This is a genomic window from Pseudarthrobacter chlorophenolicus A6, assembly GCF_000022025.1.
Lineage (GTDB): Bacteria > Actinomycetota > Actinomycetes > Actinomycetales > Micrococcaceae > Arthrobacter > Arthrobacter chlorophenolicus.
In genome coordinates this window covers 970421-991022 of the sequence record NC_011886.1, presented here as the reverse complement: position 1 = coordinate 991022, position 20602 = coordinate 970421, and the positions used below count along the sequence as shown (strand labels likewise).

General features: G+C 66.1%; 19 protein-coding genes. 7 read left to right on the top strand and 12 right to left on the bottom strand.

From position 1 onward, the window contains the following. Nucleotides 1-3: 3 nt before the first annotated feature. Nucleotides 4-744 (bottom strand): polysaccharide deacetylase family protein, encoded by a 741-nt coding sequence (locus tag ACHL_RS04545; RefSeq protein WP_015936118.1) that lies wholly within the window; start codon nucleotides 742-744, stop codon nucleotides 4-6. Nucleotides 745-1070: 326 nt separating this feature from the next. Between ACHL_RS04545 and ACHL_RS04540 the strand changes: the two genes are divergently transcribed. From ACHL_RS04540 to ACHL_RS04530, 3 genes are all read left to right on the top strand, one after another. Beyond that, nucleotides 1071-1781, top strand: a complete 711-nt coding sequence (locus tag ACHL_RS04540; protein ID WP_015936117.1) for a response regulator transcription factor — start codon at nucleotides 1071-1073, stop codon at nucleotides 1779-1781. Nucleotides 1782-1783: 2 nt separating this feature from the next. Beyond that, nucleotides 1784-3259, top strand: coding sequence for a sensor histidine kinase (locus ACHL_RS04535; RefSeq protein ID WP_043793771.1), 1476 nt, complete (start codon nucleotides 1784-1786; stop codon nucleotides 3257-3259). Between the two features lie 110 nt (nucleotides 3260-3369). After that, the gene (locus tag ACHL_RS04530; RefSeq protein ID WP_015936115.1) at nucleotides 3370-3657 is read left to right on the top strand and encodes a WXG100 family type VII secretion target; all 288 of its coding nucleotides are present in this window, start codon (nucleotides 3370-3372) and stop codon (nucleotides 3655-3657) included. A gap of 5 nt (nucleotides 3658-3662) precedes the next feature. Here ACHL_RS04530 and ACHL_RS04525 read toward each other — a convergent pair whose 3' ends face one another. After that, nucleotides 3663-4739: a ribonuclease HI family protein gene (locus tag ACHL_RS04525; protein WP_015936114.1), complete on the bottom strand. Its 1077-nt coding sequence runs from the start codon at nucleotides 4737-4739 to the stop codon at nucleotides 3663-3665. Nucleotides 4740-4992: 253 nt separating this feature from the next. Between ACHL_RS04525 and ACHL_RS04520 the strand changes: the two genes are divergently transcribed. Then, entirely contained in the window at nucleotides 4993-6303 is a 1311-nt protein-coding gene (locus tag ACHL_RS04520) for an ABC transporter substrate-binding protein (protein WP_015936113.1), read from the top strand. A 78-nt stretch (nucleotides 6304-6381) separates the two neighbouring features. Here the strand turns inward: ACHL_RS04520 and groL are convergent, their stop codons facing one another. The 5 genes from groL to ACHL_RS04495 form a co-directional block, all read right to left on the bottom strand. After that, a complete protein-coding gene (gene groL, locus ACHL_RS04515) occupies nucleotides 6382-8016 on the bottom strand; it encodes a chaperonin GroEL (protein WP_015936112.1) in 1635 nt (544 codons plus the stop codon). Between the two features lie 289 nt (nucleotides 8017-8305). Next, a complete protein-coding gene (locus ACHL_RS04510; protein WP_015936111.1) occupies nucleotides 8306-9577 on the bottom strand; it encodes an ABC transporter substrate-binding protein in 1272 nt (423 codons plus the stop codon). After that, the gene (locus ACHL_RS04505; RefSeq protein ID WP_015936110.1) at nucleotides 9577-9783 is read right to left on the bottom strand and encodes a cold-shock protein; all 207 of its coding nucleotides are present in this window, start codon (nucleotides 9781-9783) and stop codon (nucleotides 9577-9579) included. The genes ACHL_RS04510 and ACHL_RS04505 overlap by 1 nt, the downstream gene beginning before the upstream one ends. 184 nt (nucleotides 9784-9967) lie before the next feature. Further along, complete coding sequence (locus ACHL_RS04500) at nucleotides 9968-10612, bottom strand: LytR C-terminal domain-containing protein (RefSeq protein WP_015936109.1); 645 nt, start codon at nucleotides 10610-10612, stop codon at nucleotides 9968-9970. A gap of 45 nt (nucleotides 10613-10657) precedes the next feature. Continuing rightward, nucleotides 10658-11011: a DUF3263 domain-containing protein gene (locus tag ACHL_RS04495; protein ID WP_015936108.1), complete on the bottom strand. Its 354-nt coding sequence runs from the start codon at nucleotides 11009-11011 to the stop codon at nucleotides 10658-10660. 132 nt (nucleotides 11012-11143) lie between these two features. On the opposite strand from ACHL_RS04495, the gene ACHL_RS04490 reads away from it, so the two are divergent. Both ACHL_RS04490 and ACHL_RS04485 read left to right on the top strand, forming a co-directional pair. Further along, nucleotides 11144-11914 carry a uracil-DNA glycosylase gene (locus tag ACHL_RS04490; protein ID WP_043793770.1) on the top strand — a complete coding sequence of 257 codons (771 nt, stop codon included), beginning with the start codon at nucleotides 11144-11146 and terminating at the stop codon, nucleotides 11912-11914. Nucleotides 11915-11928: 14 nt separating this feature from the next. Further along, a complete protein-coding gene (locus tag ACHL_RS04485; RefSeq protein ID WP_015936106.1) occupies nucleotides 11929-12768 on the top strand; it encodes a siderophore-interacting protein in 840 nt (279 codons plus the stop codon). 81 nt (nucleotides 12769-12849) lie between these two features. Here ACHL_RS04485 and ACHL_RS04480 read toward each other — a convergent pair whose 3' ends face one another. From ACHL_RS04480 to ACHL_RS04470, 3 genes are all read right to left on the bottom strand, one after another. Beyond that, complete coding sequence (locus tag ACHL_RS04480) at nucleotides 12850-14385, bottom strand: threonine/serine exporter family protein (RefSeq protein ID WP_015936105.1); 1536 nt, start codon at nucleotides 14383-14385, stop codon at nucleotides 12850-12852. Nucleotides 14386-14437: 52 nt separating this feature from the next. Beyond that, nucleotides 14438-15751, bottom strand: a complete 1314-nt coding sequence (locus ACHL_RS04475) for a peptidoglycan bridge formation glycyltransferase FemA/FemB family protein (protein ID WP_015936104.1) — start codon at nucleotides 15749-15751, stop codon at nucleotides 14438-14440. A gap of 108 nt (nucleotides 15752-15859) precedes the next feature. Next, nucleotides 15860-16933 carry a lipid II:glycine glycyltransferase FemX gene (locus ACHL_RS04470; protein ID WP_015936103.1) on the bottom strand — a complete coding sequence of 358 codons (1074 nt, stop codon included), beginning with the start codon at nucleotides 16931-16933 and terminating at the stop codon, nucleotides 15860-15862. A 217-nt stretch (nucleotides 16934-17150) separates the two neighbouring features. Between ACHL_RS04470 and ACHL_RS04465 the strand changes: the two genes are divergently transcribed. Then, entirely contained in the window at nucleotides 17151-17696 is a 546-nt protein-coding gene (locus tag ACHL_RS04465; RefSeq protein WP_015936102.1) for a TspO/MBR family protein, read from the top strand. A gap of 18 nt (nucleotides 17697-17714) precedes the next feature. On the opposite strand, the gene ACHL_RS04460 is transcribed toward ACHL_RS04465, so the two are convergent. Both ACHL_RS04460 and gcvT read right to left on the bottom strand, forming a co-directional pair. Further along, nucleotides 17715-19172, bottom strand: a complete 1458-nt coding sequence (locus tag ACHL_RS04460) for an L-serine ammonia-lyase (RefSeq protein ID WP_015935760.1) — start codon at nucleotides 19170-19172, stop codon at nucleotides 17715-17717. Nucleotides 19173-19450: 278 nt separating this feature from the next. After that, nucleotides 19451-20599, bottom strand: coding sequence for a glycine cleavage system aminomethyltransferase GcvT (gene gcvT / locus ACHL_RS04455; RefSeq protein ID WP_015936101.1), 1149 nt, complete (start codon nucleotides 20597-20599; stop codon nucleotides 19451-19453). Nucleotides 20600-20602 lie beyond the last annotated feature (3 nt).

Sequence of the window (20602 nt, the reverse complement as noted above, 5' to 3'; positions counted from 1 at the left end):
CGGCTAGGAGCCGGCCGGAGGAACCACGACGGCGGGTGAGCCCTCGTTGAGCGGGTTGGCGGTGGCGGACGGAGCCACTACCCCAAATTCGTAGCCCCGGGCACGCAGCGCGTCGATGGCGGTTGCGAGGTATGTCCACTGCGAAGCCGGGCAGGCCAGGACGTCTTCGGCATCATGGAGCAGGATGATGGCCCCGGGCGCTGCCTCATCCATGACAAACTTCTGGACGCCGGCGGCTCCCGGGCACTCGAAATCACCGGGCTGGCCGATGTGCCAACGCCAGAGAATCCCGCCGCTCAGACCGATGGTCCGCAGGTAATTCGTTGCGTACGGTGTGCTGTTGCCGAACGGGAAGCGCATGAGGCGGGGGGTCTCACCTGTCACGGCCCGGATGGCCTCATTCGTGCTGTCTATCTGCTGCTTTTGGTCCGCTTGGCTGATCTCGAGGAAGTCGGCGTGGTTCCACGAGTGGTTACCGATGACGTGCCCCTCGGCCTTGATCCGGCGCACGAGGTCCGGGTACAGCTGTGCGTTTGCCCCCTGCAGGAAGAACGTTGCTTTCACGTTCTTCGACTTCAGGACATCCAAGACGAAAGCCGTGCGCTGTGGGGATGGCCCGTCGTCGAACGTCAGTCCAACCAGGGGTTCGTCGGCCGCGTGGGCGGACGGTGACGGGCCGCCCGCCAGCAAGGCGATGACAAGAGCTCCTGCGCCCAGGGCCATGGTGGCCATTTTGCTTTTCATCGTGCTGATCCTCCCTTGCCAAGGCTGCCCGCAACCTTCCTAGATGAGCACCATACGGCGGCGTTTCAGGCACTGTAAACAGCCCCCGGCGACACGTGGGGAACGTCCGTGCGGACGGGTAGGCGGCCGGTGGGGAGGCCACATAAGAGGGGGGAACCGGCCGCCGGTAGGGGGTGTTCCACCCTTGTGGACGCGTGCGGCCGGTGGGACCATGGTCCGCCCGTAAATTGGGCGTGGGTGGTGCCGCCCGCGGCCCGCCGAAGATACGCAACGTTCTTCCATGGAACATCCAGACAACTCCCAGAGACTGGGAGCATGATGGGAACATGAACAAGAACGGCCCCGAAGCGAAGCTCCTCGTTGTTGACGATGAACCCAACATCCGTGAGCTGCTGTCCACGTCACTGCGGTTCGCCGGCTTCGAAGTGGTGTCCGCGGCCAACGGCCGTGATGCCCTGGCCGCCGCCGATGCCCACGCGCCAGACCTGGCTGTCCTCGACGTCATGCTTCCTGATATGGATGGGTTTACCGTCACCCGACGGCTGCGTGCCTCCGGCAAGCACTTCCCGGTCCTGTTCCTCACCGCCAAGGACGACACCGAAGACAAAGTCACCGGGCTCACCGTGGGCGGAGACGACTACGTGACCAAGCCGTTCAGCCTCGATGAGGTGGTGGCGCGCATCCGCGCCGTGCTCCGCCGCACGCAGCCGCTCCTCGACGACGACGCCGTTATCCGGGTGGGCGACCTCGAACTCGACGACGACGCCCACGAAGTGCGCCGCGGCGGCACTGTCATTGAACTCTCCCCCACCGAGTTCAAGCTGCTCCGCTACCTGATGCTGAATCCCAACCGCGTATTGTCCAAGTCGCAGATCCTGGACCACGTTTGGGAGTACGACTTCAACGGCGACGCCTCTATCGTGGAGTCCTACATTTCCTACCTGCGCCGCAAGGTGGACATCGATCCCGACGCCCCTGCCCTGATCCAGACCAAACGCGGCGTGGGCTACGTGCTCCGGACGGCCGAAAAGCGCTGACCTTGCTGAAACGGTGGAAGTCCTCGTCCCTGAGGACACAGCTGGTGGCCATGATCATGGCCCTGCTCATTATTGCCCTGACGGTGACCGGTGCCGGGACCCTGGCGCTGCTGCACAGCTACCTCCAGGGCCAGGTGGACGACAAGCTCAACGCCGCCGTGGGCCTTGCAGTCAAGCAGCAGTCCTTCTCGCAGCTTCAGGCCACCAGCCCCGAGGTCCCCACCGATTACTCCCTGCTTCTCTTCCGCCAGGACCAGGAGCCGCTCAGGCTCGGCGGCGACCCGGACAACCATCCGGCCGTCAGTTTCATCAGCCCGGAGCAAGCACGGGCCCGCGACACCGTCCCCTTCCAGGTTGGCGGCACGGACGGAGAGAACTGGCGGGTTGTGGCCGTCCCCGTCCTGTCCAACAACCAGCCTGCAGTAGTGCTCATCGGCCTTCCGCTCGAGGGCGTGGACGACGTCCTCAAGCACGCCACCCTGGTGGTCACCGGCGTCGGCCTGCTGACGCTCCTGCTCGCCTCACTGATTGCCAGCTGGACTGTTTCGCGCTCCTTCCGGCCACTGGCACGGGTGGAAAAGACCGCGGCCGCCATCGCAGCCGGAGACTTGTCCCGCCGCGTGGACGTCGAAAACCCGGCCACCGAGCTGGGCCGGCTCAGCAGCTCCCTGAACGCGATGCTGGCGCATATCGAGACGGCCTTCGCGGCCCGCACAGCATCCGAAGCCCGGATGAGGCGCTTCGCCGCGGACGCGTCGCACGAACTGAGGACCCCGCTGGTAACCATCCGCGGCTTCTCCGAGCTCTACCGCCACGGAGCCCTGACCACGGACGAGGACGTTGCCACGGCCATGGGGCGGATCGAAAGCGAAGCCAAGCGCATGGGTTCCATGGTGGAGGACCTCCTCCTCCTGGCCCGACTGGACGAGCAGCGCCCGCTGCAGCAAAAGCCCGTTGACCTCCAGCTCATTGCCCATGATGCCGTAGTGGACACCCAGGCCAGCGACCGCTCCCGTGTAATCACGCTTGCCGGACTCGACGACGGACCGGCCAAGCCCGCACCGGTACTCGGCGATGAGGCCAAAATCCGGCAGGTGCTGGGAAACCTGGTGGGCAACGCGCTGCGCTACACCCCCGAAGGCAGCCCCATCGAGCTGGCTGTCGGCGTGCGGACGGTGGACGGGCAGCAGCGCTCGGTGGTTGAGGTACGGGACCATGGCCCGGGCATCTCCGAGGAGGACGCGTCAAAGGTCTTTGAACGTTTCTACCGTGCAGATACCTCGCGGACACGCGACACCGGCGGCAGCGGCCTGGGCCTGGCCATCGTTGCGGCGATTGTTGGTTCACACGGCGGTTCTGTCCGCGTACAGGAGACCGACGGCGGGGGCGCCACCATGGTGGTTAGCCTGCCGTACCGGGACGAGGCCGCGGCGGACAGCGAGAACGAGGCCAGCGACGGCAAGGTTATCCACATATAGCTCCATGGCCGTGGCCCGCCACATTGACCGTCCCTAGGCTCGTCTTAGCGGCCCGGACCAGCCGGGCCAGGGAAACCTGCGTTTCCCCGCCGCGAGCGAAAGGGACAGCCATGAGCATCATCTCCGTCGATACCGAACTCCTGCAACTGAAGTCGGCCAGCGTTCAAGCCACCGTGGACAGGATCAGCACCGACGTCCAGTCCATGAAGCGCGGCCTCGATGAGCTCCAGGGGTCCTGGCGGGGCTCTGCGGCTACAAACTTCCAGGCATTGATCACCGAGTGGACCATCACGCAGGGCAGGGTGGAAGCCTCGCTGGCCTCCATCAATGCAGCGCTGGCCTCCGCTGCGGCCAGCTACGCCCAGGCGGAGCAGGGAAACACGCAGCGCTTCAGCTAGTTGCTCTATGCCTCCGGCGTGCCTTGGTGGAATCTCAGCCGCCAGCGGCCGCCGTCGAGCACCCACAGTGAGCTTCTCAGGGTGGTGCCGGAGCGGGCGAAGCTTCGGTAGGTCAGCAGGACAGCGCTGGTGCCGACGCGGTCGGTCCCGAGGATCTCGATATCGGTCCGCTCTCCCGGGTCCTCTTCGAGGGCCATCATCATGGCGTCCCGGGTCCAGACCCGGCCCGAACTGCCGATCTCCATGAAGTCCGGATGCAGCAGGACGGCCGTGCGGCCCATGTCGCCACGGACAAGGGGGCCCAGGAGCTCCCGTTCGAGTTCCTCCACCTGCGCTTCAGCGGATGACTCTGCCGCGTCCGGTTCTTCGCCGAAGGCGTCGCTGCCCAGCTCACTGAAGAGATCCGGTTCGCTGAAAAGCTTTGGGTCGCCGAAGAGCCCGGGGTCGGTGAACAGGTCCGGCCCGGCCTTGGCGGCAGGCCGTGCGGCAGACGGTGGCACCGCCGAACGCTGCGATGCGGCACCCTGATCGGTGGAAGGCTGTTCGCCGGCAACCCGGGTGGCAGCCGTTTGCGTGCCGGCCTGCACCGTTGCGCCGTCTCCGGCTCCGTGCTGGTGGCCTGGGAATCCAGGTCCGGACCGGGCAGCAACGCCCTGCTGGTAAGCCGTGGCTGCCGCCCTGGCCCGCTCGTCTGCGGCCTCGTTGAGGTCATGGCCGGCATGGCCTTTCACCCACTCAAAGGTGTATTTGCGCCCCGCAAGCTCACGGTCGAGTTCCTTGAGGAGCTCAACATTAAGGACCGGCTTGCCGTCCGCCTTGCGCCAGCCCTTCCGCTTCCAGCCGGGCATCCACTTGGTGATCGAGTTGATGACGTACTGGCTGTCGCAAAGGATGTGGAGGTCCTCCTGCCGGACGTGCGCGGTTGCACGCAGCAGATCCAGCACTGCCATAAGTTCGCCCTGGTTGTTGGTTCCGTGGGGCCACCCGCCGGCTCGCCAGCACTCGTCATTCACGTACCAGGCCCATCCGGCAGGGCCGGGGTTTCCCAAGGCCGAACCGTCAGCCGCTGCAGTAATCGTCACCGGTCCATCCTGCCAGACCTCTCCGACAATGCCTCAACGGTGGCAGCCGCAAGCGGGACAGCACGGAAGCCGGAGCCTCTGCCGGATGAAAAAGGCCGCGCGGGAAAACGTTTACCCAAACTCTTGACTGCCCGCGTCCAACAGGGACAGAATCACTGTATCGAATGAGAAAACGCTTTCTCGTTCTGGCGGAACGGCAAGGATGCCGATGCAGCCGCCGGGAAGGCGCCCAAGATTTCAGGAAGGCACATCGATGACGATTCCAACCGTAAGCCGGCGAAGGTTCCAGCTTGGAGCTGCAGCCCTGGCAATTACGCTGCTGGCAACAGGTTGCGGCGCCGCGGGCAGTTCAGGCGGCAGCGACCAGGTCACCCTGCGGTTTGCCTGGTGGGGCAACGAATACCTCAACGCCCAGACAGAGAAGGTCATTGACGCCTTCGAAGCCAGCCACCCCAACATCAAGATCGAGTCCGAGCCCGGCGAATGGGGCGGTTACTGGGACAAGCTGGCCACCAAGACCGCTGCCAATGATGCCCCCGACGTTATCCAGATGGACCAGAAGTACATCGCGGAGTACGGCGGGCGGGGCGCGCTCCTTGACCTGTCGAAGCAGGAGGAAATCGATACCTCGAAGCTGGACAAGGAGGCTCTCGCCTCGGGACAGTACGACGGCGCCCAGTACGGCCTGAGCACCGGCCAGAACGCCTACGTCATCATGGCCAACACCAAGGTCTTCGAGGCCGCCAACGTACCGGTCCCGGACGACACCAAGTGGACCTGGGACGAGTTCCTGGACATCGCCAGCAAGATCAGTGCCTCAGGCGACGGGAAGACCTACGGCGCCGCCTACGGAAGCAATGAGGCCGACCTCATCATCTGGCTGAGGCAGCACGGGCAGAACCTCTACTCCCAGGACGGCAAACTGGACTTTGACACTGCTACTGCTGCGTCGTTCTTTGAGCGGCTCAAGGAGCAGCGGGACTCGAAGGCAAGCCCGCCGGCCACGGTAGCCACCGAAGACTCCGGCGCGGGCCTGGAAGAGAGTCTCTTCGGCACCAACCGCGTGGGCATGGCCTGGTGGTGGACCAACCAGCTCGGCTCCCTTGAGTCCACCACGGGCAGCCCCATCAAGATGCTGCGCGCACCCAGCCAGGACGGCGCGTCAGCCAAGAATGGCATGTACTACAAGCCCACCATGTTCTGGTCCGCCTCGTCCCGCTCCAAGCATCCCAAGGAGGCGGCCGCGTTCATCGACTACCTCACCAACAACCCCGAGGCGGGCGCCATCCTGATGACGGACCGCGGCGTTCCCACCAACACAGAGATCGTCGAGGGCATCACGCCCACGCTGAAGCCGGCGGACACCACCGTGGTGTCATTCCTGAAGGACATCGCCCCGGACATCAAGGACGCTCCACCGGTGCCCCCGGTGGGTGCAGGCAGCGTACAGAACGTGATCAAGCGCTACACCGACGAAGTGCTGTATGACCGGCTGACGCCGCAGGCTGCCGCAGACGCCTTCAAGAAGGAAGTCGAAGGAATGCTCGCCAGCGCAAAGAAGTAACCCAGGCAGCACCGGCAACAAGAAAATGCGGCCCCCTCCGAAGAGGGGGCCGCATTTTTGTCTGTCAGCGGGGGAAGCTTAGAAGCCGCCCATTCCGCCCATGCCACCCATGTCGTCGCCACCGGCGGGAGCAGCGTTCTTCTCCGGCTTATCGGCAACAACTGCCTCGGTGGTGAGGAACAGGCCGGCAATGGAAGCTGCGTTCTGCAGGGCAGAGCGGGTTACCTTGACCGGGTCGTTGACGCCGGCGGCCAGCAGGTCGACGTACTCGCCGGTTGCTGCGTTCAGGCCGTGACCTGCGGGCAGGCCGCGGACCTTGTCGACCACAACACCGGGCTCGAGGCCGGCGTTGAAGGCAATCTGCTTCAGCGGGGCGTCGATGGCAACGCGGACGATGTTCGCACCCGTTGCTTCGTCGCCGGACAGCTGCAGGTTGGCGAATGCCTTGGCACCGGCCTGGATGAGGGCCACGCCGCCACCGGCGACAATACCCTCTTCAACGGCAGCCTTGGCGTTGCGCACTGCGTCTTCGATGCGGTGCTTGCGCTCCTTGAGCTCAACCTCCGTGGCGGCACCGGCCTTGATGACTGCAACGCCGCCGGCCAGCTTGGCCAGGCGTTCCTGCAGCTTCTCACGGTCGTAGTCGGAGTCGGAGTTCTCGATCTCGGCACGGATCTGCGAAACGCGGCCGGCGATCTGGTCGGCGTCGCCGGCACCCTCGACGATGGTGGTCTCGTCCTTGGTGACAACAACCTTGCGTGCCTGGCCCAGGAGTTCCAGCCCGGCCGTTTCCAGCTTGAGGCCGACTTCCTCGGAGATGACCTGGCCGCCGGTGAGGACGGCGATGTCGGCGAGCTGGGCCTTGCGGCGGTCACCGAAGCCGGGAGCCTTGACGGCCACGGACTTGAACGTACCGCGGATCTTGTTCACGATCAGCGTGGCCAGGGCCTCGCCCTCGATGTCCTCGGCGATGATCAGCAGCGGCTTGTTGGACTGCATGACCTTTTCCAGGACAGCAACCAGTTCCTTGACGTTGGAGATCTTGGAGTTGACGATCAGGATGTACGGATCCTCGAGGACCGTTTCCTGGCGCTCTGCGTCGGTGACGAAGTAAGCGGAGATGTAACCCTTGTCGAAGCGCATGCCTTCGGTGAGTTCCAGCTCCAGGCCGAAGGTGTTGGATTCCTCGACGGTGATGACGCCTTCCTTGCCGACCTTGTCCAGGGCTTCGGCAATGAGGGCACCAATTTCGTCGTCACCGGCAGAGATGGAGGCCGTGGCGGCGATCTCTTCCTTGGTTTCGATTTCCTTGGCGGAGTTCAGCAGTTCGGCGGTGACGGCGTCAACGGCCTTTTCGATGCCGCGCTTGAGGGACAGCGGGTCGGCGCCGGCTGCAACGTTGCGCAGGCCTTCCTTGACGAGGGCCTGGGCCAGCACGGTAGCCGTGGTGGTGCCGTCGCCTGCGACGTCGTCGGTCTTCTTGGCAACTTCCTTGACCAGCTCGGCGCCGATCTTCTCGTAGGGATCGTCCAGCTCGATCTCCTTGGCGATGGAAACACCATCGTTGGTGATCGTGGGGGCGCCCCACTTCTTTTCGAGGACGACGTTGCGTCCACGCGGGCCGAGGGTGACCTTAACGGCGTCGGCGAGGGTGTTCAGGCCCCGCTCAAGGCCGCGGCGTGCCTCTTCATCAAATGCAATGATCTTGGCCATAACGGCAATAGTCCTTTCGGGACAGTCGTTAAGAATGAACCTCAGCTGCAGTGCCCGCGACGGACGGTTCCTGAACGGCGGCCTCTGTATGCCTCCGTGCGGGAACCTCACTTCAGTAAGGTGTTTCTTCGCTCCTCGGCCGGTGCCGGGCGCCGCCGGGATAACCGGGCGTCGCCTTTAGCAGTCGGTACGTCAGAGTGCTAACTCAATAATTAGCACTCCCCCGGTGAGAGTGCAAGCGAAAGAGACCCCCGGGTACCCGTTTAGCGCCCGTATTCGCCGAGGGCGATCAGTTGCCGCTGCGGCCGGCGGTTTCGCGGCCCGTCGCCGTCGGAATGTTGTCACTGCCGTAGGTGAACACCGTGAAGGTGGCGGAGGTGATGTCCCCGTTGGTGTCGAACGCGATGGGACCTGACTCGCCGTCGTAATTGATGCTGCCGCCGGAGGCGAGGGCAGGCAGGCAGTCCTTGTAGGTGGCGCAGGGCGCCGCTGCCGCGCCTTGGGAGTCCGCGGCGGTCCCACCGGAGACGGCAACGAGGTTGGCAGCAATGGAGGGGCCGGCGTCGTCCTGGGCACGTCCCGCCGCCAGGGCGGCAAGGGTCACCGCATCGAACGTTTCCGCGGCATACGAGACATCCTTCAGCCCGTCGTCCACGGCCAACAAGCGGGCCTGGAAGCCTGCGCTGGGCAGTTGCCCGGACACCACGGCCCTGGCGCCGTCCAGCGCCTTGGTACCGAGCTTCGAGCCGTAACGCGCGAATGCTCCATCGCTCAGCAGCAGGCTGGCCCCGGGGACCCCCGCGTTGTTGAGTTCCGCGAGCGCCCCCTGAGCCCCTTCGCGGGCAACCACGACGACGGCGTCCGGCTTCGCGGCCCCGGCTTTCCGGGCGGCGTCCCCGGCCTCCCCGGCGGCGAATCCGGCGTTGTCCAGAACCTCCAGCCCGGCCCCTGGGGCAGCGTCGGCAACTGCGGCAGCAACTTCCTTGCCGTAGGCACCCTCCTGGTGGAGGATGGCGATGGTCTTGGCGCCCCCGTCTTTGGCCAGCTTGGCCAGGACGGGTCCCTGTGCAATGTCCGCGGCCGTGGTCCGGAAGTAGTAGCCGCCCGATTCGGCGCTGCTGAGGCCTGCGGCGGTGTTGGCTGGCGATATCAGCGGGGTCCGCGCCCTGGACAGGACATCGATGGCCTCGGTGGCGTGGCTCGAATCGGTGGGGCCGATTACCACGTCCGCCTTGTCGGAGGCCAGCGCGTGCGCCTGCGCGGCAGTGTCCCCGCCGGCCTGGACGGGAAGGAGTTCCACGGGCCTGCCCTTATGGCCGCCGGCAGCATTGATTTCCCGGACGGCGAGCTGGGCCGCCGCGAGCTGGGAGGTATTGAGGAAGCTACTGTCCCCGCTGTTGTCCAGGATCAGCCCAACACGGAGGACTCCGTCGCCGGATGCTTCAACGGTGTCCACGCGGGCATTGCCCGTGACGCCGGAGCAGGCACTGAGGGCCAGGACGGCAGCAACGGATGCGGCAAACACCGGTCGACGGCGGGCCGCTGGGCGGAAAGGCTGCATCACTCGGCGGGCCGGACGCTTTCGGCCTGCGGGCCTTTTTCGCCCTCCCCCACTTCCAGTTCCACCCGCTGGCCCTCATCGAGCGCCCGGTAGCCTTCACCCTGGATTGCCGACCAGTGCACGAAGATATCGTCCCCGGAGCCGTCCACGGTGATGAAGCCGTAGCCCTTTTCGGCGTTGAACCATTTGACGGTTCCCAGTGCCATGATGATCCACTCTTTCGGTTGAGACCGGAGGGCCCCTGCTGCGGTGCCGCGGCGGTGACGTTCCTTGCGGGGGCCGGGCAGGAGCCTGGATTTCACTCTAGCCAAAGGCTGCCCGTCCTGCAGGCCGCCGGCGGGGGCGGCGGTAAACGTTATTCAGGCGTGACCGCCGGCAGCTTGTCCCGGTTTAGCGGTAGCCCGGCCCCAGGACGATCACCAACGGGACCTGGAACTCGGTGCTTTCCACTACGGCCGGCACACCCAGGAGGTTGGCCAGCTCGCGCGCATTGGCTGCCTGGTCCGCTCCGGAGTAGTACACCGTGGAGCCCTGTTGCGGGGCGCCGGCCCAGTTGCCCACCTGTCCCAGGGTCCAGCCTGCCGACTTCACCGTTCCGCCCACCCGGCTTGCGAGTCCGGATGTTCCGGCTGCGTTGTAGACGGCTACCGGCTGGGTCTTGTCCAGTTCCGGCCCGGCCGGTGCTGTGGCGCTGGGCGCGGGTTCCGGCTCGGTGGTGGCTTGGGCGCTGGGCTCCGTGGAGGGCTCGGCCGTTGCCGACGGTTCGGATGCCTTGTCCGCAGCGGCGGAAGGCGTGGCGCCTGTGCCAGCCAGCGGCGCCTCGGATACGACCGCTGAGGCCTGGGTGTCGGGCCCGCCAAGGCCGAGTTTGGGAAGGATCAGGAAGGACACCAGGCCGATGGCCAGGGCGGCAATGCCAACGGCAAGGATGGGCCACAGCCGAACGCGGGACGGGGCGGTCGCCGTCCGGTGGACACCTTGTCGCGACGCGGTTTCCGGGACCTTGTCGAACTCATCGCGGGCGTATTTGGTCATGGTGGGATGGATCCTTGCTGGTGGGTACTGAAAAGGCGGGGCGTCCTAGGCGTCGGATCCCAGGCGCCGCGCGGTGCGTGCACGGTGGCGCGACGTACGTAGTCTACGCAATCGCTTAACCAGCATGGGATCGTGGGCCAGCGCATCTTCCCTGTCGATCAGGGCATTCAACACCTGGTAGTAGTGCGTTGCGGAGAGGTCGAAGAGCTCCCGGACAGCCTGTTCCTTGGCTCCGGCGTACTTCCACCACTGCCGTTCCAGGGCGAGGATCTGCTGCTCACGCTCGGTCAGGGACGAATCCCGAAGGGTGAAGTCCGCCAGCAGCGGGTTGGCACCGCCGTCTCCCCCGCCGTCCTCCGGAAGGTAACCGGTCAGATGTTCCCGGGCCGGTTCAGCCACGGCGCACTCCTTCGCTGGTCACGGAAAATGTCTCACCCCCATGCTACGGACGAATAACAGCCTTGTCATTTGGCATCCCGCTCCGGCCACCGGGCCCGTTCCCCACCTCCGGTGCCCTGCAAGAATGGGACCGTGGCTGAATCAGAAGCGTTGTTCGAACTGGACCCGGAGTCCCTTCCCGGCGGCGGCTTCGCTGACCTTGCGCAGCAGCCGCTGGACCAGCTTGTTGCCCCGGACTGGGCTGCCGCCCTCTCCGGCGTCGAAGCCGAACTCCGGCAGGTGCTCGCGTTCCTGGGCACGGAGGAAGCCGCGGGGCAACACGTCCTCCCCGCGCCGTCGAACGTCCTGCGCGCCTTCAGTCAACCGCTGGCGGACGTCAAAGTACTGATCGTGGGGCAGGACCCCTACCCCACGCCGGGACACGCCGTCGGCCTCTCCTTCGCCGTGGACGGGAAAGTGCGGCCCATCCCCCGCAGCCTTGCCAACATCTACCGGGAGCTTGAATCCGATCTTGGCCTGCCGCCGCGGATCCATGGAGACCTCTCCGCCTGGGCCGGCCAGGGAGTGCTGCTGTTGAACCGGGTCATGAGCGTCCGTGCCGGGGCGGCGGGGTCGCACCGGGGCAAGGGCTGGGAGAAGATTACGACGGCGGCAGTCACCGCCCTCGCGGCCCGCACGTCGGCGGACGGGTCACCCCTGCCGCTGGTTGCGGTGCTGTGGGGCAAGGACGCCGAGTCGGTGCGCCCCCTGCTGGGCGGCCGGCCTGCCGTGTCCAGCGCCCATCCCAGCCCGTTGTCGGCATCGAGGGGCTTCTTCGGTTCCCGGCCCTTCAGCGGTGTTAATCGGCTGCTGCAGGATCAGGGGGCGGAGGCCGTAACCTGGGAACTCCCGCCTTTGCCCTAGCTTAGGCTTGCCTTATGAGCACTGTTCCCGCCGCAGCCGGCGCCCCGAAAAAGAGCCGCCCCCAGGTCACCCTCACGGTGCTCAGGAGGGAATCCTTGTCCCCCCATATGGTGCGGATTGTGGCCGGTGGCGACGGGTTCGCGGACTTCGTGAACAACAGCTTTGCTGACCGGTACGTCAAGATCATTTTCCCCCAGCCCGGCGTTGAATACCCCGCCCCCCTTGATCTGGCCACCATCCGCGAGACCATGCCGCGGGAGCAGTGGCCCACTACCCGCACCTACACCATCCGCCGGGTTGATCCTGAGGCGCGCGAGCTTTCCATCGACTTCGTGGTCCACGGTGATGAGGGGCTCGCCGGGCCGTGGGCGGCTGCAGCGGAACCCGGCGACACGCTGACCTTCACCGGCCCCGGAGGCGCCTACAACCCCAACCCGGCCGCCGACTGGTACCTGTTCGCCGGTGACGAGGCCGCGTTGCCGGCTATCGCCGCGAGCCTGGAAGCCCTGCCTGCGGACGCCACGGGGCTGGCGTTCCTTGAAGTGGATACCCAGGCCGACATCCAGCCCCTTTCCGCGCCGGCCGGCGTGCGGGTCGAGTGGCTGGCCCGCAACGGGGAACCGGCAGGTGCCAGCCGCTTGCTGGTGGACGCCGTGGCCGGCGCCGAGTGGCCTTCCGGGACAGTGGACGTCTTTGCCCATGGAGAGCGCGGCTACATGAAGGCGCTGCGGGATGTCTTCTTCACCCAGCGCGGACTTGAGCGCAGCCAGGTGTCGCTGTCCGGCTACTGGGCCCAGGGCCGGGTCGAGGATGTCTTCCAGGCGGAGAAGAAGCTCCCCGTAGGTAAGATCTAGCAGCAGAATTAGGGCCGAACCGAGAAACAAAAGCGCGCCCCGGGCAGGAGCCCGGGGCGCGTTTTTTGGACCTTCCGGAGCCTAGCGGCGCCGCGCGCGCCGGCGTTCGTTGCTGGCCAGGCTGCGGGTGAACGGACGGGCCAGGGTGTCGCCGAGGACGATGCCGCCCGCAGTGCCCAGCACGATGGCCCCGGCGCTGAGCATCCCGCCGGCACCGAGCAGGATTTCCGATTCCTCGATGGTGAGCACGTACATGGAGCGGAAGATCGTCAGGCCCGGCAGCAGGATCAGCGCTGCGGGCACTGCCACCACCAGCTGCGGGGCGCCCATGCGCAGGGCCAGCACCCGGGCCAGCAGGCCGATCACCACGGCCGCCAGGGCGGGCGCGAACCGGTCGCCGATGCCCAGCAGGCCACCGCCCAGCAGTACCAGGTAGCCGATCACTCCCACAGCCGCAGTGGGCAGCAGCAGCTGCCAGCTGGTTTGCTCGGTGACGCCGATGGCCATGACGGCCACCGCCACGAAGATGATGAGGACCCACAGGTCGTAGGCGGGCGGGAAGGTTTCGGTGACATCGATCCGCTGCGCCCCGGTCAGCTCACCCACGACGAAGGCGACGGCGATGCCCGCCACTATGGCGCCGAACGTCAGGAGCGTTGAGAGGAACCGGCCGGCCGCCGTGACGGGGAAGCCGTTGATGGCATCCTGCACCGAGGAGACCAGGCGGCCCGTGGGCAGCAGCAGGAGGATGCCGCCCACCACCACGATGGCCGGTGACTTGGTGAGGCCGAACTGCCAGAGCAGCAGCGCCAGCTGGGTCACCACGAAGGAACAGCTCGCTGTGATGAAGAAGTCAGGAACGCGCCAGCGTCCCAGCTGGCGGGCCAGGAGGCTGATGCCGATGTTCGCTGCGAAGGCGATCGCGGACGATACCGGCCCGCCGCCGAGCACGCCGACGAATACGGCCGCGAAGACACCGAAGGCCGAGGTAACCATCCAGCGCGGAAAGGGCTTGGGGCTGGTGATGATTTCGTTGAGCCGCCTGATGGCCTCGTCACGGCCCACTCCCCCGGCCACGATGTCGGTGACGAGCTGGTGCACCCTGGCCAGGCCGGCGTAGTTGTTGGTCCACGACCGGACCACGCGCAGCAGTGCGATGGGCGGCTGGTCCTTGGGGGCGTAGTTGATGCCCACGGACTGGTTGGTGATGTCCACCTCGACGTACTTCAACCCCAGCGCGGCCGTGACGGCGATGATGCTGGTCTCCACCTCGAGGGCGCCGGCGCCGTAGCGGAACATGGTTTCAGCGAGGTGGAGGACAAAGTCCAGGGTCTTGCGGGCGGACGCGTCCACGCCGCCGACCTGGATGGTGGGGTTGGCGTACGGGCTGCCGGTCAGCCTGTCCACGATGCTCATCGGCGCGGTGGGAGGATTCTCACCCTGGACGAGGCGGCGCAGCATCTTTTTCGCCGCTGCGTTCTGGCGGACCTGGGCAGCCGTCAGCGGTTCGGTTTTGGGCAGGGCTTCGGTGCGGGGCAGTGGCCGGCCCGGCCCCGTGGGCGGGCGGTCCTTGGCGCCGGTTGGTTGAGCTTTGGGATGATCGCGCCGGTCGGCCATGATCTCCTCCTCCCTGGTGCGCTGGTGTGGTGCGCTGGTTCGGATATGTGGGTCAGGTGCGCTTGACGGGAAGCTTGCCCAGCAGGGTGCGGGCAGCGCCGGCGGCGGACCTGGCCAGCCTGTTGGCGTGGAAGGCGGCGGCGCGGACGGGCATCACGAAGTCGCCCACGAGTTGGACCACTTCACCGCCGAAGCCCTTCTTGAATTCGTAGCCTCCGTGGCCTTCCTGGTCCTGTCCGGAGATACCGAAGGTTCCATAGAAGTTGTACCTCGGGTAGCCCTTTTCGAGGGCGTGCAGCATCATGCCCCAGTACAGGGAAGTGGCGCCGTTGAAGTAGATGTAGTCCTGCACGGTGCCGCCGATGACGCACACCACTTCGTCGCCGTAGCAGACGAAGTGGATAGCGGCCACGGTGGCCACGCCCACGGAGTCCGGGAAGCGTTCGATGTCCTTGAGGCTGCGCTCATAGCTGTCCACCAGGTCCTGGACCACTTTGAGCCGGTTGGCTTTCTTCTTGCTGCCCGTCTCCTCGACCTCGCGCCGAAGCTCCGCAGCTGTGGCCGATTCGGCGTCCAGCCGTTCGGTGATGGACTTGCGGTAGGCCGGGATGTCGATCTTGGCCATCATGAGCTTGGTGAATTCCGGCGACGTGGTGCGGAGCAGGTTCTCGTAGTACTCCCGTTCCCGGTAGACGAAGCCCTTCTCGTCCCCGGCCCGGCTCAGCGCGCCGTAGAAGTCGTCCAGGGTTTCCAGCGTGGCCTGTTCCAGGAACACACCGTTCTTTTCGGCCTTGCGGATGGCTTTGCGGGTGCGGTAGCTGGTGCCCATGATCAGCTCTTCGGGGTCCGCGATGCCCTGGAGGTCCTTGACGAACATCCAGTTGACGTTCACGAAGTTCATCTCCAGGCCCTGGTGCCGGAATCCCAGGCCGCCCAGCCGCGCCACCAGCGGCCGGTTGTCCACGGTTTCCGGGTGCTCGGCCCCGTCCTCGTCGCGGGCAATGTACTTCAGGTTCGGCGAGATGCGCAGTTCGGCCGCCTTGCGCTCGGCCGCGCGCTTGCGGAGAAGTACGACGACGTCACGCACCAGGGCAGGGTCCGTGTAGTCCATCAGGGGTCCCTTGGCGCAGTCGCACACCGTGTACCCGAGGCGCGTGGTGGTGAAGTTCAGTTTCCCGGCGGCAACAAGTTCTCCGTTGCGGCGGATGCCGAACAGCTCCACCTGCTGTCCGCGGGCCCGCTGGAAGCGGGTGAAGTCGGCCGACTGCAGGAAGCTGTTTTGTGGGTGCTTGAGGGCGAAGGCCTCAAACTCGTCGTCACTGAGGACCGTGTATTCGGGAGCGGTGGTAGTGGAAACCTGGTTCAAGGGATTACCTTCTCTGGAACTTGTCGCGGGCCTGCCTGGCAGGTGCTGGGGCGGGAGCGTCGTCTTCCGTGCGGTGGGGTGACCGGGCAGCGGACCGGCGGGTGGTGGTCAGTAGAACTGCTGGCCGGTGCGCGCCGTCTCAATGCGGCGGAATACCCGCTCACCGCCCTTGACCCACAGCTGGTGCCGGAGGGGTGAAAGAACGTAGTCGTGGCACCCCACGAAGTCGGTGACAGTCTTGGTGAAGCTGGTCTTGAACATCCCCATGCCATACAGGTTGTGGCTTTTGTCCTTGATCCGGGATGCCGGTGGCGTGCCGCAGAAGTCATATTCGGTGCAGCCCAGTTCTTGCATCCTCCGGATGGCGGACCACTGGACCAGGTGAGAGTCGCCGTACTGTTTGCGGTTCTGCGTGGAGCCGCCGTCCTTGTAGGTTGCCTTGGCACCGTAGTTGATGACGAACGCGCCGACGCTGGGCTTTCCGTCCTCGTAGGCGAAGAAGAAGTTGCCCTGGCCGCGGTTGCAGAATTCGTCCCAGAACTGCGCGTAGTACTCGTAGCTGCGCAAGGGCATGGATCCCTTGGCCTTGACGGTGTCGGCCATGAGGTCGTAGAGGGCACGGTAGGTTTCGGGCCCCGGTTCCCGGCGCACTACCTCGCAGCCTTCGCGTTCGGCGCGCCGGACGGCGTTGCGGGCGCGGGAGGAGATGGCCTTGAGGACTTCCTCGTCAGTGCCGGAGATGTCCAGTAACGCCGTGGAGTCGTTGGACTGGATGTTGGGGGCCTTGGCGAGGCCGGCCGCAGCCAGCGTGGCACGGGCGGCATCGGAATCCACGATGTCCGGCTCGATCTTGATGGTGAACACGTTGAGCTTGCGCTCCCTGACCAGGGCGGCACAGGACTCCAACGCCGCTTTGAGGTGGCCGGCGTCGGCGAGGTCCGGGCCCTTGATGAGGTACCAGAGCCGTCCCAGCAGCGGGACGCCCTTCTCCAGGACCAGGTTGTAGCTGGCGGTGTGGCCGCCTTCCAGCACCAGGAAGCGGACCTTCCAGCCGCTGCCGTTCTTCACGGACGCGTAGGCCGCCGACTGCAGCATATTGCCGCCGTTGGGGTTGGCCGTGACGTGCTTGTCCCAGTTTTCAATTTCCTCGGCTGTGGCAAAACGTGCTGTGAATTCTGGCAAGGGGGCCGCGTCCAATCGGGGTTGATGCTCGGTGCTGTTCTCGGTGCTGCTGTTGCCGTTCCTGCGCGGACATGCAGCCTCAAGTCTAAAGCCTGTGGCGGTACGGGCCGTGCCCCGGGGGCCAGCCCGGGGCTCTGCAGGGCGGCCGTCCGGCGGGCCCGGGACGCCTCCGCGCGCCTGTCTTGACTCGCGCACCGCCATTCGCAAGGGTGGTGAGATGGAGCCAACCACGGGGCAGTCCACCTTGCCATCGGAGCGAAAGTCCAGCCCGTACCGGCCGGCGGTCCAAGTGGCCGGACTGGCAGGGTTCCTGGTGGCATCCTTCCTGGTGGCCGGCCTTGGCGGACTCGCTTCCACCAGCAACGTCGACGGTTGGTACGCCACGGCGGAAAAGGCGCCCTGGACGCCGCCGAACTTTGTGTTCGGCCCCGTGTGGACAGTCCTGTACACGGCCATGGCCGTGGCCGCCTGGCTGGTGTGGCGCAAGCGCACCGGGCGCACGCGTCCGGCGCTGATTGCCTACGCCATCCAACTGGTCCTGAACCTCGCGTGGACCCCGATGTTTTTCGGGCTCTACCCCACGTTGGGAACGCCGGCGTTGTGGCTGGCGCTGGTGATTATCCTGGCGCTGATCGTCGCCGTCGTCGTCACTATCCTGTACTTCGGCCCCATCAGCCGCACGGCGGGCCTGCTGCTCCTGCCCTACGTGGCGTGGCTGGTTTACGCCTCCACGCTGAATGTGTGGGCAGCCATCAACAATTAGCGGGCCGGGAGCGGACTGTCAGCATTCGACGACGTTGACGGCGAGGCCGCCCATGGCGGTTTCTTTGTATTTGTCGCTCATGTCCTTGCCGGTTTCGCGCATGGTGATGATGACTTCGTCGAGGGAGACGCGGTGGGTGCCGTCGCCCCAGAGCGCCATTTTCGCGGCGTTGATGGCTTTCGCGGCGGCGATCGCGTTCCGTTCGATGCACGGGACCTGGACCAGCCCGCCGATCGGGTCACACGTCAGGCCCAGGTTGTGTTCCATCGCGATTTCCGCGGCGTTCTCCACCTGCGCCGGCGTGCCGCCCATAACCTCCGCCAGGCCCGCGGCCGCCATCGACGACGCCGACCCCACCTCGCCCTGGCAGCCCACCTCCGCACCCGAAATCGACGCCTGCTCCTTGTAGAGCACCCCCACGGCACCGGCGGCGAGCAGGAACCTGGCCACCACAGCCTCGCGGTCCTCCTGCGTGGCCTTCTCCATGCCCGGGGCGAAATGCAGCGCGTAGTACAGGACCGCGGGAATGATCCCGGCCGCCCCGTTCGTGGGCGCGGTAACCACGCGCCCGCCGGAAGCGTTCTCCTCGTTCACCGCCAACGCCACCAGGTTCACCCACTCCTGCCAGTACTTCGGGTCGTGGAAGTCCCAGTCCGTGAAGTCCCGGTCCTGGCTGTCCTCACCCGGGCGGGCGCATTCCTTCTTCAACCGGTCGAACCAGTCCGGTGCGCGGCGGCGGACCTTCAACCCGCCCGGCAACACGCCCTCACGCTTCAGCGACGTCGCCACGCACGCCTCCATCACGGACCAGATATGCAGCAGCCCCGCCCGGATCTCCTCCCCGGCCCGGGAAGACTTCTCGTTGACCAGCATCACATCACTGACCCCCAACCCGGTCTCCGCGCAATGGGCCAGGAGTTCCGCGGCGGTCCGGAACGGCAACGGCAGTTCCTTCTTCGACTCCTCCAGCTCCTGCAGCGCGGCGTCCTCCTCACCCTCACGGACAATGAACCCGCCACCGACGGAGAAGAACGTCGCCGCATGCAACACCTCACCCGCGGCATCGGTCACCGTGAACGTCATCCCGTTCGTGTGCCGCGGCAACACCGTCAACGGCCGCAACACCATATCGCCCACCCCATACGGCAGCTTCACGCCATCCCCGCCACCGGCGCCGGCCAGGTGCAGCATCCCCGTTTCGGCGATCGCAGCCAACCGCTCCTCCACCTCCCCGGGAAGGATCAGCTCCGGATGAAACCCCTCCAACCCCAACAGCACCGCCGTCATCGTCCCGTGCCCATGCCCCGTCGCCGCCAGAGACCCATACAAATCCACCCGCAACGAAGCCACAGCAGACAGCACACCGGAAGCCTTCAACTCCTCCGCAAAAACAGCAGCAGCCCGCATCGGCCCCACAGTATGAGAAGAAGAAGGCCCAATACCGATCGAAAACAGATCAAAGACGCCAACAGCCATGACGGGGTTCCTAACTAGAGATTTCGTGGCGGGGTTGGGTGCGGCTGGCCGGACTCCTCCGCGTGCTCTGTCGCGAAGACGCCCGCTGCGCGGACGTGACGCTCCCTTAGACGCACGCCTCCGGAATCCGTCCAGTCGCGAAAGCCGCTCACCAAAGTGAGGGAACCGGCTGAGCGTCGGCGGAGCCGGACTTTTCGAAAGCGTGCGTCAAAGCGAGGAACGAGCAGCACGCGTGAAAATGTCCGGTCCGCCGACGCGGGGGCAACCACCGCGATGACTTACTTGGCGCGCTTGTAGAACGGCAGGGCGACGACTTCGAACGGTTCGGCCTTGCCGCGCAGGTCGACGTCGAGGGCTGTTCCGGGGGTGGTGTGTTCGACGTCGACGTAGGCCAGCGCCACCGGGTAGCCGAGGCTGGGCGAAGGCTGTCCCGAAGTTACTTCGCCAACCACTCCCCCGTCCTTGAGGACCGGATAGTGGGCGCGGCCGGCGCGGCGTCCCAGGCCCTTCAGGCCCACCAGGCGGCGGCCGGTGGTCGATCCCGAGCCGGCCTCCTTCTTTGCAGCCAGGGCGGCTTTGCCGACGAAGTCACCTTCCTTGGACAGCGCGACGACGGGACCGAGTCCGGCGGAGTACGGGTCGCCCTGCAGGGAGAGTTCGTTGCCGTACAGCGGCATCCCGGCTTCCAGGCGGAGCGAATCCCGGGACGCGAGGCCCGCCGGAGTGAGCTCACCGCCGTCGGACACCGCGAGGAGTGCCTGCCAAAGTCCGACGGCGTCACTATTGGGGACGAATATTTCGAAGCCGTCTTCGCCGGTGTAGCCGGTGCGGGCCAGCAGGAGGGTGAGGCCGGCACCGTTGACCAGGAACGTGACTTCCACTGCGGCGTAGTACTTCAGCCCGGCGACGTCCGGGTGCTGGTTCGCGGGGACCAGCCGGAGCAGAAGGTCCTGGGCCTTGGGTCCCTGGACCGCGATCAGCGACGTTTCCGCCGAGGCATCCTCCACGGCGACGTCAAAGCCTGCGGCCCGTTCCTGCAGGGCCTCGGCCACAACCTTCGCGTTGCCTGCGTTCGGGACCACCAGGAAGCGGTCCCCGCCCTCCGCCGGCGATGGGCGCCGGTAGGTAATGAGGTCGTCAATGATGCCGCCGTCGGTGTCGCAGATCAGCGAGTACTTTGCCTTGCCCACCGGCATGGCCGAGATCCTGCCCACCAGGGCGTAGTCCAGGAATGCTGCAGCGGCCGGGCCGGTGACCCAGACTTCGCCCATGTGCGAGAGGTCAAACAGGCCGGCAGCGGTTCGCACGGCACGGTGCTCGGCGAGCTCGGAGCTGTACTTGAGGGGCATCTGCCAGCCGCCGAAGTCGGTAAAGGACGCGCCAAGCTTCTGGTGCTCGCTGTACAGGGCGGTGTAGTTATCAGTCACGGG